At 62.4% G+C, this 12934-nt stretch carries 12 protein-coding genes and 1 pseudogene; 2 read left to right on the top strand and 11 right to left on the bottom strand.

Annotated features, from left to right (window positions below; all coding sequences use genetic code 11):
• Positions 1-19: 19 nt before the first annotated feature.
• The 11 genes and pseudogenes from ACERZ8_RS11725 to coxB form a co-directional block, all read right to left on the bottom strand.
• Entirely contained in the window at positions 20-1432 is a 1413-nt protein-coding gene (locus ACERZ8_RS11725; RefSeq protein ID WP_407592368.1) for an FAD-binding oxidoreductase, read from the bottom strand.
• Between the two features lie 62 nt (positions 1433-1494).
• A complete protein-coding gene (locus tag ACERZ8_RS11720) occupies positions 1495-2325 on the bottom strand; it encodes an MBL fold metallo-hydrolase (RefSeq protein WP_407592367.1) in 831 nt (276 codons plus the stop codon).
• A gap of 61 nt (positions 2326-2386) precedes the next feature.
• Positions 2387-2971, bottom strand: a complete 585-nt coding sequence (locus ACERZ8_RS11715) for a GNAT family N-acetyltransferase (RefSeq protein WP_407592366.1) — start codon at positions 2969-2971, stop codon at positions 2387-2389.
• Positions 2971-4233 (bottom strand): M16 family metallopeptidase, encoded by a 1263-nt coding sequence (locus ACERZ8_RS11710; RefSeq protein WP_407592365.1) that lies wholly within the window; start codon positions 4231-4233, stop codon positions 2971-2973. Before ACERZ8_RS11710 ends, ACERZ8_RS11715 begins: the two co-directional genes overlap by 1 nt.
• 10 nt (positions 4234-4243) lie before the next feature.
• Positions 4244-5631: pseudogene (gene thrC, locus ACERZ8_RS11705) on the bottom strand (threonine synthase).
• A 6-nt stretch (positions 5632-5637) separates the two neighbouring features.
• Positions 5638-6321, bottom strand: a complete 684-nt coding sequence (locus ACERZ8_RS11700; protein WP_407592364.1) for an SURF1 family protein — start codon at positions 6319-6321, stop codon at positions 5638-5640.
• Between the two features lie 75 nt (positions 6322-6396).
• Entirely contained in the window at positions 6397-7251 is an 855-nt protein-coding gene (locus ACERZ8_RS11695) for a cytochrome c oxidase subunit 3 (protein WP_407592363.1), read from the bottom strand.
• 10 nt (positions 7252-7261) lie between these two features.
• Positions 7262-7837 carry a cytochrome c oxidase assembly protein gene (locus tag ACERZ8_RS11690; protein ID WP_407592362.1) on the bottom strand — a complete coding sequence of 192 codons (576 nt, stop codon included), beginning with the start codon at positions 7835-7837 and terminating at the stop codon, positions 7262-7264.
• A complete protein-coding gene (locus tag ACERZ8_RS11685) occupies positions 7837-7998 on the bottom strand; it encodes a cytochrome C oxidase assembly protein (protein ID WP_407592361.1) in 162 nt (53 codons plus the stop codon). Before ACERZ8_RS11685 ends, ACERZ8_RS11690 begins: the two co-directional genes overlap by 1 nt.
• Positions 7995-8933, bottom strand: a complete 939-nt coding sequence (locus ACERZ8_RS11680) for a heme o synthase (RefSeq protein WP_407592360.1) — start codon at positions 8931-8933, stop codon at positions 7995-7997. Before ACERZ8_RS11680 ends, ACERZ8_RS11685 begins: the two co-directional genes overlap by 4 nt.
• Positions 8934-8989: 56 nt before the next feature.
• Positions 8990-9871 (bottom strand): cytochrome c oxidase subunit II, encoded by an 882-nt coding sequence (coxB, locus tag ACERZ8_RS11675; RefSeq protein ID WP_407592359.1) that lies wholly within the window; start codon positions 9869-9871, stop codon positions 8990-8992.
• A 189-nt stretch (positions 9872-10060) separates the two neighbouring features.
• Between coxB and tldD the strand changes: the two genes are divergently transcribed.
• Positions 10061-11482 carry a metalloprotease TldD gene (gene tldD, locus ACERZ8_RS11670; RefSeq protein WP_407592358.1) on the top strand — a complete coding sequence of 474 codons (1422 nt, stop codon included), beginning with the start codon at positions 10061-10063 and terminating at the stop codon, positions 11480-11482.
• A 242-nt stretch (positions 11483-11724) separates the two neighbouring features.
• Positions 11725-12873 carry a DNA-processing protein DprA gene (dprA, locus tag ACERZ8_RS11665; protein WP_407592357.1) on the top strand — a complete coding sequence of 383 codons (1149 nt, stop codon included), beginning with the start codon at positions 11725-11727 and terminating at the stop codon, positions 12871-12873.
• Positions 12874-12934: the final 61 nt, after the last annotated feature.

Genomic DNA, 12934 nt, shown 5'->3' with positions numbered 1-12934 from the left:
AGGATAGCAGGCAGGTTTCTCACACGCGCAGCACCGCGCCGGGGTTCATGATGCCGACCGGATCAAGCGCTGCCTTGATCGCGCGCATCGCCATCAGTTTCGCCGGATCACCGTAGCGTTCCAGATCATCGACCTTGAGCCGCCCGATACCGTGTTCGGCACTCACCGATCCGTCCATTTCGTGCACCAGATCGTGCACTGTCTTCTTGATCTCATCGCGCGCATCCATGTGATCGGCCCGTGTTTTGCCCGGCTGCGGAAAGACGTTGTAGTGCAGGTTTCCATCGCCCACATGGCCAAAGCAGTTGATGCGAAAATCGCCCAAGGCGGCAATGCGTGTCCCACCTTCAGCAATGAAGTCCGCAAGCGCACTGAGGGGCAGCGATATGTCGTGCGATGACACAGACCCGATCCGGCGGTTGGCCTCGGGAATGCTTTCGCGGATCGACCAGAAATCGGCCCGTTGCGCTTCGCTTTGGGCGATCATACCATCGACGACCAACCCTTCGGCCACCGCCGTTTCAAAGAGGCGTTCAAGGGCGGCCTGAGGGGTCACGCGACCTGACAGGCCAAGGTCGACTAGCACGCACCATTCGGGCGTTTCGGCCCATGGGTTGCGCACCTGCGGCATGGTTTCAGCCAGAAAATCAAAGCCTTGGCGGTGGATCAACTCGAACGCGCTGACGCTTTCCCCGACCTGGTCTCGCACCAATGCCAGCAATTGAAGGGCCGCCATTGGCGAGCCCACCTGCAAAAGCGCGGTGCCCATCTGGCTGGGCTGGGCAAACAGTTTCAGCGAGGCCGCCGTGATGATGCCAAGTGTGCCTTCGGCCCCGATCATCAGGTGGCGCAGATCGTAGCCGGTGTTGTCTTTGCGCAGGCGGCTGAGGCCGTGATAGATGTCGCCCGAGGGCAGCACAGCCTCGATCCCCAGACACAGATCGCGCGCATTGCCATAGCGCAGCACGCCCGTGCCGCCAGCGTTTGTGGCCAAGAGCCCGCCGATCCGCGCCGACCCTTCGGAGGCCAGCGACAGCGGAAACAGGCGGCGCACTTTTTCCGCGGAGGCCTGAACATCCGCGAGGATCGCCCCCGCCTCGGCCACCAAAACGTTTTCCTGAGGATAGACGTCGCGGATCGCGCTCATCCGATCAAGGCTGAGCACCAGTGGCAAGGGCCCGTCCGGAGTCAATTGCCCACCAACCAACCCGGTCCCGCCGCCATAGGGGATCACCGGCACGCGTGCCTGCGCTGCGGCGCGCACAAGGTCGGCCACCTCTTCAGTACTGCGCGGGCGCGCGACAAGGCCCGCCCTGCCCTGATAGCGCCCGCGCGGTTCCTGCAACTGCGCGGCATCTGCCTCGGCAAATCGGTCGGCGGGCAATGCCTTGCGCAATGCCGCCGCGCGCTCTGGGGTCAGGGAATTCAGCATGGGTTGGCCCCTTTGGCTTTGACATGTGCAGCGCCCGCTTGGGGGCCACGTGACGCCCGGGGCTAGTCCGGTTGTACTTGCAGCCAAGCGGGGCGCAACACCATAATCGTCGGGCGGCTGGGCAGACGGTCGAGCGAGACATCCAGCGCCGGTCCGCCGACCTCAACCACCTGAAATGTATCGCGCATCCCGTCCAGAAACGTGTTCAGCGTATAGTCGCCAAACCAGTGCATCGGGATCACGATGGAAGAGCGCAGCCGATCCACGATCCGCATCATCGTGGGCAGATCGACGGTCATACCACCGTCCACCGCCGCCATGACCACGTCCAGACGCCCGATGGCGGCATATTGTTCGTCGTTGGGTTCGTGATGCAGGTGCCCCAGATGCCCGATGCACAGGCCTGCCACTTCGAAGATGAAGATGGAATTCCCGTTGTCCTCGATCCCCGAAAATTGCGAGCGGATGTCGGTCGAGACATTGCGCACCAACACTTCGCCAAGATCAACGCGGTGGTCGATCCCTTGTCCGAATTCGCCCCAACCGGGCAGAACATGCGGGATGGCAGGATCAGGAAAGGCGGTCCAGTGGGTTTCATGTGCGTGGTTCATCGTCACCACGTCCGGGATCATCGGGGCGGACCCGGTGAACCCTGTGAAATCCGTGACCATGTTCAGGCCCCCCGCAGTGCGGATCAGGAAAGAGGCGTGGGCGATATAGTGGATGCGCACCGTTTCAGGGGCCACATCGACATTGTAGCTGGCCTTGTGAACGTAGGTGGCCCCGTCGATGTCACCGGCCAGCGCGATGCAATGGCTGGGGGTGCGGGTTTGCTGGGCCGCAGTAGTGAGGGGGAGCAGTAAGAGTGTGAGGCAGATCAGAATGAGGCGCATGGCAAGAGGTTAGAGCGTCGCCTGTGATTTTCAAAAAGCTTTGCGCGCCCTCGCGCGGAATTTATCCCGCTTCGGTCCGTCCGCGCCGATCCATGCGCAAGGATGCGTAAAGAACATGCGTACGCCAGCGCCCGTCGATCTGAAGATAGCTTTGGGCCACCCCTTCGTATTTGAACCCGCAGGTTTCGAGCAAGGCGCGCGAGGCTGCGTTTTCGGGCAGGCAGGCGGCCTCGATCCGGCTGAGGTCGAGGCGGTTGAAGGCGTAGTGCACGACCGACAGGATCGCCTCGCGCATATAGCCCTGGCGCGCGAATTGCACCCCTGTCCAGTAGCCCAAGGTGCCCGCCTGTGCAGGCCCGCGCCGGATGTTGTCGAGCGTGATCGCCCCCATCAGCGCGTCATCCTTGCGCCGGAACAGGAACAGCGGCAGTGCCGTTCCCGCAGCGACCGAGCGTTGCGCCCAATAGACCCGGTTGGTGAACGCCTTGCGCGTCAGGTGATCGTTCGCCCAGCTTGGTTCCCACGGCGTGAGGTGATCCGCGCTGGCTGCGCGCAGGGCCGTCCAGGTGCGAAAATCGGAATGTGCAGGCGGGCGCAGGCTCATGCGCTCTGTCTCGATCTGCAATTTCCGTTTCGCAAGCAGCATCAGGCAGCGCGGCGCTCCTCTAGGGCGTCCCGGCTGGGGGCTGCGTCAACGGGGCCATAAAGCGCCATGGCCATCGGGGCCTTGCCAGCCATCTGTTCGGCGAAATCGCGCACGTCTGTGACTGTGATCGCATCGATCAGCGCCACGCTTTCCGCAAGCGGCGGCACCCGGTCCCAGATCTGCACCAGCCGCGCCAGACGCTCGGCCCGGTTGGAGGGGCTTTCGAGGCCCATAAGCAGCCCGGCTTTCATCTGCGCGCGGGCGCGGTCCACTTCGGCCTGGCTGATGTCGCCCGCTGCCCGCTTCATCTCGTCCACGGTGATGGTGGCCAGATCGCTGATCTGATCGGCGGATGTTCCGGCATATATCGTGGTCATGCCAGTGTCGGCATAGGCCCCGGCCTGGGCAAAGATCGTGTAGCACAGGCCGCGGTTTTCGCGGATTTCCTGGAACAGGCGGGACGACATGCCGCCGCCGATGGCGCTGGCATAGACCTGCGCGGTATAGATGGCATCGTCGCGGTAGCCCGGTGATTCAAAGGCGAGCGCGAAATGGGCCTGTTCCAGTGCCTTGCCCTGCCGGAATTCCCCACCCGAAAAGCGGGCCGCATCGGCCACCAGAAGCGGGCGGCGCGGCAGGTGGCCAAAGAACTCTTCGGCCATACGCACAAGCGTGTCGTGATCCACCGCACCGGCGGCGGACAGGATCATCTGTTCGGGGCCGTAATGCTGCCCGACAAAGCGCGCGAGATCATTGCGGTCAAAGGCGGACACACGTTCACTGGGTCCAAGGATAGTGCGACCAAGGGGTTGTTCGGGATAGGCCTGTTCCTGCAACCAGTCGAAAATCACGTCGTCCGGGGTATCGAGCGCTTGGCCTATCTCTTGCAGGATCACGCCGCGCTCGACTTCGATCTCGCTTTCGTCAAAGACCGGGTTCAGCAGGATGTCGGCCAAAACGTCCAGCGCCAGCGGCACGTCATTTTCCAACACGCGGACGTAGTAGGCCGTCACCTCGCGGCTGGTATAGGCGTTGATGTAGCCACCTACATCTTCAATTGCTTCGGCGATCTGCAGCGCGCTGCGTTTTTGCGTGCCCTTGAACGCCATGTGCTCAAGAAAATGCGCGATGCCGTTCTGATCGCTTGCCTCGTGGCGCGCCCCGGCACCGACCCAGACCCCGATGGAGGCCGAGGCGAGGCCCGGCATATGTTCAGTGACGATGCGAAACCCGTTGGAAAGGGTATGTGTCTGCGTGCTCAAATCAGTGGTCTCATTTCGCGCGATGTTTCGTGATGTGGGCCTTGAGTGCCTCAAGATCGTTGGGCACGCGGGTCAACCGTTCGGGGCGTTCATACAGGTCCGCCATGCGCGGGGAAGAGGGGGGCGTATGCCCGTGGCCGCCTCGACCGCGTCGGGGAATTTCGCAGGGTGCGCCGTGGCCAGCGTGACCATAGGCGTGCCTGCGTCGATGTGATCGGCGGCGACATGCACCCCGACGGCGGAGTGTGGGCACAAAAGCTCGCCCGTTTCGTCGAGCGTGCGGGTGATGGCGGCACTTGTGTCTGCTTCGGATGCGCGGCCTGAATCGAAATGATCCTGCAGGGCCTGCATCGCGCCCTGGCTCACCTCGAACCCGCCTGCTTTCAATTCGTCCATCAGTTGCGCCACCGCACCCCCATCGCGCCCATAGGCATCAAAGAGCGCGCGTTCAAAGTTCGAGCTGACCTGAATGTCCATGGACGGGCTGATCGACGGGATCGTGTCGCCCTTGTGATAGCCCTGCCCTGACAGCGCGCGGTGCAGGATGTCGTTCTGGTTGGTCGCGACCACGAGGCGGTCGATGGGCAGGCCCATCCGCTTGGCGATGTAGCCTGCAAAGATGTCGCCAAAGTTGCCCGTGGGCACCGTAAAGCTGACCTTGCGCGTGGGGGCCCCCAGCGAGGCGGCAGCAGAGAAGTAGTAGACCACCTGCGCCAGCACCCGCGCCCAGTTGATCGAGTTCACGCCTGCCAGTTTGACCCCGTCGCGGAAATCAAAATCGTTGAACATGTCCTTGAGGCGGGCCTGACAGTCGTCAAAATCACCATCGACGGCCAGTGCGTGCACATTGGTTTCGGTCGGAGTCGTCATCTGGCGCCGCTGCACTTCGCTAACGCGGTTGTGCGGGTAGAGGATGAAGACATCGACATTGTCGAGACCCCGGAACGCCTCGATTGCGGCGGAGCCGGTGTCGCCAGACGTCGCCCCCACGATCGTCACCCGTTCCCCGCGCCGAGCAAGGGCGGTCTGGAACAGCTGACCGATCAGCTGCATCGCAAAATCCTTGAAGGCCAGCGTGGGCCCGTGAAACAGCTCAAGCAGGAAATGCCCCTGTTCAAGCTGCACCAGCGGCGCGCGGGCGGCGTGGCCAAAGCCTGCATAGGCGCGGTTGATACAGCCGCGGAATTCGGCATCCGTGAAGGTATCCCCGACAAAGGGACGCATGACGGTATAGGCAATCTCTTCGTAGCTTTGCCCGCCCATGGCGGCGATGGCGTGGGCGTCCATCTGCGGGATGGTTTCGGGCACATAGAGGCCCCCGTCGCGGGCAAGGCCGGTTAACATCGTGTCCTCGAATGTCAGCGCGGGTGCCTGGCCACGGGTCGAGATATAGCGCATCGGTCTTTAGCCTTTCGGTGCGGAACTGCGGCGGGTGCGCCACAGGAAGTAGGAAGTCATGCCAGCCCAGATCAAGGCCAGCGAGAACCAGGTGATGGCGTATTGCAGGTGATCGTTTGGAATACCAGCGGTGTCTACCGGCCACGGCGTCACGCCAAGGTCTGTTTCCGGCGCATCGCGCAGCACAACCAGCACCGGGTCTGTGTTCAGGGCGGCGGCCATCGCAGGCACGTCGCGTGCAAACCAGATATTGGCATCGATGTCCGGGGGTGGCGTGAACCCGTCGGCCTCTTGCGGGGCATCAAGATTGCCGATGAGGGTCAGTGGGGCCAACGGCGCGCCCGCCACATCGCGGGCCTGAGGTTGCCAGCCGGTGTCGATCAGTACGGCCCGCCCCTCTGCCGTCTGAAACGGACGGATGATGCGATAGACCGCCCCGGTTGTCCGGCGTGAGGCCAGCATACGGATGTGATCCGCGCCGAATTGCCCCGTCACCTCGACCGGGGCATAGCGGCGAAATTCGGGCTCCAGTGCCTCGGACAGCGGGATGGGTGCGGCGCTGATCTGCGCCTCGATCCGGGCCAGCACATCCTGTTTCCACGCCAGCCGCTGGATTTGCCAGGTGCCAAGCGCGATCAGAATGCCCGTGCCGATCAGCCCGAATGTCAAAAGAAACCAGAGGCGCCCCATCTGCATCCTGTCCCCGTTTAACGTGAAAAGCGCGCGGAACCCGCGCGCTTTGGTCTTGCCCTGGTGAGCGAGCGCTTAGTGCGCGCCGGGCATCTGTGCCACGCCCCAGATGTAGACGGCAAAGAAAAGGAAGAGCCAGACCACATCCACAAAGTGCCAGTACCATGCCGCCGCTTCGAACCCGATATGCTTGTCTTCGGTGAAGTGGCCGCGCATCGCGCGCACCAGACAGACGAACAGGAAGATCGTCCCGATGATCACGTGCGCCCCATGAAACCCTGTGGCCATGAAGAAGTTGGAGTAGAACTTGTCCCCGCCGAATTCCCAGCCCTGATAGAGCAGATAGCTGTATTCATAGGCCTGCAGGAAGGTGAAGAGCACGCCCAGAACCACCGCAATGGCCAGACCGTTGATCAGATCCTTGCGCGGTCCGCCATGCACCAGCGCGTGGTGCGCCCATGTCACGGCACAGCCCGACAGCAGCAGCACCAGCGTGTTGATCAGCGGCAGGTGGAACGCATCCACATGGTAGATTTCCGGCTGCACATAGGTGGTGCCGACATAGTCGCTCATCGGGTAGATGGCGTGTTTGAAGAAGGACCAGAACCACGCCGCGAAAAACATGACTTCGGACATGATGAACAGGATGAACCCGTAGCGCAGGCCGATCCGCACGACGGGCGTGTGATCGCCCACCCGGCTTTCGGCCACGACGTCGGCCCACCAGCCGAACATGACATAAAGCACGGCGACAAAGCCCATCAGGAACAGCCAGGGGCCGCTTAGTTCCACCGACTTGAACAGGATGGTCATGCCACCTGACATCCAGCACACCGCGCCAAACAGCATGGTAAAGCCCGCCAGCGCCCCCAGCAGTGGCCACGTCGACGGGGCCAGAATGTGATAGTCGTGATTTTTTGCGTGGGCCATGGTTCGTCCCTTAGTTCAGGTTGGTATCAGAGGCCTGATCCACAGCGGCGTAACCGTCGGGCAGGTCAATTTGGTAAAATGTATAGCTGAGCGTGATCGAGTGCACGTATTTTGCGTCCCGGTCCGTCACAATTTCCGGGTCCACATAGAACGTCACCGGCATCTGGACGCGTTCGCCCGGGGCCAGCACCTGCTCTTCAAAGCAGAAGCAGTCGATTTTCGAGAAGAAGCCGCCCGCCTCGTAAGGCGCGACATTGTAGCTGGCTGACCCTGCGACGGGTTTGTCCGTTGGGTTGTAGGCCTCGTAAAAGGCAAGCCCGGTTTCGCCGATGCGCAATTCCATCTCACGCACAACAGGTGTGAATTGCCACGGCATGTTGCGTTCCAGCGAAGCGTCAAAGCGCACTTTGATCGTCTGTTCCAGAATTTCGTCGTTTGCGACCTCACTGATGCCCGGCGTCCCGCCAAAGCCTGTGACCCGGCAGAACCAGTCGTAAAACGGCACGGACGCCCAGGCGAGGCCGCCCATGACGACCACAAGGCTTAAGGTTTGCGCGACCGTTTTTGCGGGACCGGACAGGCGCATCACTGCCCCTCCTCGATCCGCGGCATCTCGAAATCGCCGCCGGTGATCTTGACGAAGGTCAGCGCGAGGATCAGCACGACGAAGGCGGCCAGCATCAGGCCGACACCCACATTGCGGCCTTTGCGGCGTTGGTGGATTTCGTGTTCGGCGCGAATGCTCATGTCCAGATCCCCCATGCTGCGGGCAGGATGGCCTCGGTCAGAATGGCCCCGAAATGTAGGAACAGGTACCACAGCGACAGGCGGAAGAACGCCTTTTCGACCTTGTATTCATCGGCTTCGGCTTGCGCCTCGTCCCGGCGCCAGATGTCGTAGGCCCCTTTGAGGAACAGCGCGTTCAGCACCAGCGCCGCCGCAAGGTAGACCGGGCCACCGATGCCTGTGAAGGCCGTTGCCACGGCAAGAATGACCAGCGGCACGGTGTAAACGAGGATATGTTTGCGCGTGGACTTGCGCCCATGAGTCACGGTCAGCATGGGCACGCCCGCATCGTCGTAGTCAGACTTCATGAACAGCGCCAGCGCCCAGAAATGGGGCGGCGTCCACATGAAGATCAGCGCAAACATGAGCCACGCCTCGACAGACATGGAGCCGGTTGCGATGACCCAGCCGATCACGGGCGGGAAAGCCCCTGCGGCCCCGCCGATCACGATGTTCTGCGGCGTCAGGCGTTTCAGCCACATGGAATAGATCACGAGGTAGAAAAAGATGGTGAAGGCCAGCAGGAAGGCGGCCAGCAGGTTCGCGCTGAGCGCCAGCATCATCACCGACATGCCGGACAGGGCAAAGCCCAGCACCTTGGCCTCGTCCGCGGTGACTTTGCCTGCAGGGATGGGGCGTTTGGCCGTGCGGCGCATCACGCCGTCGATATCGGAATCCCACCACATGTTCAGCGCGCCCGAGGCCCCTGCCCCGATGGCCACGAACAGGATCGAGGCAAAAGCGATGACCGGATGCACCGACACAGGGGCCGCCAGCAGGCCCACGACGGCCGTAAAGACCACCAACTGCATCACGCGCGGCTTCATCAGGGCGAAATAATCGCCCAAGGACGCCTCGGCCTCTTGCGGTTGATTCTGGAAACTGACGTCGGTCATGTGCACCTGTAGCTCAAGCTGGGGTGTAAGGTGGGGTTGAACCCCACCTTACGGGTTCAGTTCGACGCGACGGTCAGCGTCTTGGGCGTGCCTGCAAACTCTGCCTTGGCCTCGCTCAGCCATTGGGCATAGGCCTCTTCCGAGACTACCTTGACTGTGATGGGCATGTAGGCGTGGGCAATCCCGCACAGTTCGGAACACTGGCCGAAATAGACGCCTTCCTTTTCAGCCTCGAACCACAACTCGGCCAGACGTCCGGGCACGGCATCCTGTTTCACGCCAAAGGCGGGGATGGTCCATGCGTGGATCACATCAGCGCCCGTGACCTGAACGACGATGGTTTTGCCAACAGGGATCACCATCGCGTTGTCGGTCGCCAGCAGGAAATCTTCGCGGGAATAGCCTGCCTCGACCAGTGCCGCCTCGGTTTCGGGCGTCAGTGAGTTGTCACCCCCCGTGGCCGGTGCGCCAATCATGTAGGCGTCAAAGCCAAAGCCTTCGTCCACATATTCATAGCCCCAGAACCACTGGTAGCCCGTTGCCTTGATCGTGATGTCCGCTTCGGGGATTTCCTGCTGATGGAACAGTGTGGGCAGGGAAAACGCGCCGATGAAGACAAGGATGACAATCGGAATGACCGTCCACGCGACCTCGATCGGGGTGTGGTGCGTGAATGTCGCCGCTTCGGGGTTCCGCTTGCGGTTGTAGCGAATGACGACCCATGCCAGCAGCGCGGTCACAAACAGCGTGATGGCGGTGATGATCACCAGGATCATGCCATCGAGCCATTGCAGGCGACGCGCCACTTCGGTCGCGGCGGGCTGAAAGCCCATGGCACCATCAATCGGGCGGCCAATCACTTCGAGCCCGTCCTGGGCCCAAGCGGGGGCGGCGGCCAAAGCGGCAAAAACGCCCGATATCGAGAAAAGCTTTTTCATGTCGTCGTCCTGAACTTGTTTGGAGCGATCCTGGGGTCGGCGAGAGGGCGAATACGCGCACCGCACCCTCCTCCCGTTGTATTACCGGAACTTACAATCATATCTTGATCGCAAGATAAAGACTTAAGGGGCGCGTCAAACGGACGCTTCGCGCATATTTCAGCCCCCATGAACCTGCAGGAGCCTGCCATGACCGACGCCCCCTTCGCCCCTCTGGACACAGAGGTTGATCGAGACACTGCACTGGACGTGCTGCGCGCCGCCACGGCCGGGGCCGATGATGGCGAGTTGTTTTTCGAACAACGCCGCTCGGAAGCGCTGGTATATGACGATGGCCGCCTGAAAACGGCAAGTTATGATGCTGCCAAGGGCTTTGGCCTGCGTGCGGTGCGCGGCGAGGTGGCAGGCTATGCCCATTCTACCGAGATCAGCGAATCCGCCCTGCGCCGTGCGGCCGACACGGCCCGTCTGGCGGTTGGTGAGGGTGGCGGGAGCATGGCAGACGCCCCGCAAGCCACCAATCGCCACCTCTATACTTCGGACGATCCGATCAGTGGCGCGACATTTCCGGTCAAGCTGGAGACCCTGAAAGAAGTCGATGCCTATCTGCGCGATCTTGATTCGCGCGTTGTGCAGGTGTCCGCGTCCCTTGCCGCGTCGTTGCAGGAGATCGAGATTTTGCGCGCCGATGGGCACACAGTGCGCGATGTACGCCCGATGAGCCGTCTCAACATCTCGGTCATCGTTGAAAAGGACGGGCGGCGCGAAAGTGGCAGTGCCGGGGGTGGCGGGCGCGTTGGTCTTGACGGGCTGATCGACAGGGCCGACTGGCAGGCCAAGGCGCGCGAGGCGCTGCGGGTTGCGGTGGTCAACCTTGATGCTGTCCCTGCCCCGGCGGGCGTGATGGACGTCGTGCTCGGCCCCGGCTGGCCCGGCATCCTGCTGCACGAGGCCATCGGGCACGGCCTTGAGGGGGATTTCAACCGCAAGGGCAGCTCGGCCTTTGCAGGCCTCATGGGTCAGCAGATCGCCGCGCGCGGCGTCACCGTGCTGGATGACGGCACGATCCCGGATCGGCGCGGATCAATTACGGTCGATGACGAGGGAACGCCCAGCGCCAAGAACGTGCTGATCGAGGACGGTGTGCTGGTCGGCTATATGCAGGACCGCCAAAACGCCCGCCTGATGGGCGTGAAGGCCACGGGCAACGGGCGCCGCCAAAGCTATGCCCATGCGCCGATGCCGCGCATGACCAACACCTATATGCTGGGCGGTGACGTTGCCCCCGGCGACATTGTGGCGGATTTGAAGGACGGGATTTACGCAGTGGGCTTTGGCGGTGGTCAGGTCGACATCACCAATGGCAAGTTTGTCTTTTCCTGCACCGAGGCCTACCGCGTCGAGAACGGAAAAGTCGGCGCACCCGTCAAGGGCGCGACCCTGATCGGTGACGGGGCGACTGCGCTGAAACAAATCCGCGCCATCGGCAACGACATGGCGCTTGATCCCGGCATGGGCAATTGCGGCAAGGCCGGACAGTGGGTGCCTGTGGGTGTGGGACAACCGACATTGATGATTGGCGGGCTGACGGTGGGCGGGTCTGCGTCCTGAGATTCGCAGGTATGCCTCGAGTCGCCGCCAGGTTGAACGCGAAGTCTGCACTCAACCTCGCTATTTCGGGGGAGGAGGGCGTGTGATTTGCGTTCTTGTTCCGTTCCGGAAATGCAGAACTGCGACAAAATAGCGGAGCGAAATCAAGGAACAACGGGTTTGTCTCGTATTGCTCCGGTAGTGTTCATGCGTTGTTAACCTTGCTGATTCTATAACAAATTCAGCAACGGACGGAGCAACGGATGACTGAAAAGGATACCCATCCTTCTTCCACTCACCCCCCACTCCCACCCACCTCGGAAGATGACCAGTTCTCGTGTCTTCGTCTGTTGCGCTCACGCCGGGTCGGCATATCGACGTATCAACGTCTGCTGATTGAACACGGCACCGCGCAAAACGCGCTGGCCGCGCTACCAGAGGTAGCGCGCGCCGCGGGCGTTTCGAAATACACCATCTGTCCCGAAGGCGTCATTCACGCAGAGCTGAAAGCGGGCCGCGCCGCTGGTGCCCGTCTGATCGCCCAAGGCACCCCCGACTATCCAGAGGCCCTGAATGAGCTGCGTGATGCCCCGCCCTTCCTGTGGGTGATCGGGGACATTGCCTGGCTGCAAAAGCCTGCCATTGCATTGGTCGGGGCGCGCAATGCCTCGTCGCTGGGGACGCGCATGGCGCGGGGGCTGGCGCGTGATCTGGGGACTGCGGGATATGTGGTTGTGTCAGGCCTTGCGCGCGGCGTGGATGCCGCCGCCCATCTGGCCGCGCTTGAGACCGGAACAATCGCTGTGCAGGCGGGCGGGGTCGACACCATCTATCCGGCGGAAAACGCTGAACTGGCCATGAACATCGCCCAAAAGGGAGCGCGCGTCAGCGAGCAACCGATGGGTCTGCAACCGATGGCGCGACATTTCCCGGCGCGCAATCGCCTGATCTCGGGCCTCGCCCAGGCCACAGTCGTTGTGGAGGCCGCGGCGAAATCCGGCAGCCTGATCACGGCGCGCGACGCCCTTGATCTGGGCCGCGATGTGCTGGCGGTGCCGGGGCATCCCATGGATGCGCGCGCGTCCGGGTGCAACATGCTGATCCGCGACGGCGCGACCCTTGTGCGCGACGCCGCCGACGTGATCGAGGCGCTGGCCCCGATTGCCCGGCGCGCGCCGGAACTGCCGCTTGAGGCACCCGCTGCCCCACCGCGCGACACCCGCACTTTGCGCGAAACCGCCAACCTGCACAGCCAGATCCTGTCGCGCCTTGGCCCCTCGCCATTGGCCGAAGATCAGCTGATCCGTGACCTTGGTGCGCCCTCGGCCAAGGTGGCCCCGGTTCTTGTCGAACTTGAACTGGATGGCAGCATCGATCGCGCCCCCGGCGGTCTTCTGACACGTGCCAGTTAGACACCCCCCACAACAGTCAGTTGACATTCAACCCTTGCACCCCACATCTAGCGCGGTCATA

Source organism: Tateyamaria armeniaca, from assembly GCF_045797845.1.
GTDB classification, from domain to species: Bacteria; Pseudomonadota; Alphaproteobacteria; order Rhodobacterales; family Rhodobacteraceae; genus Tateyamaria; species Tateyamaria armeniaca.
This window is presented reverse-complemented; position numbering and strand designations above follow the sequence as displayed.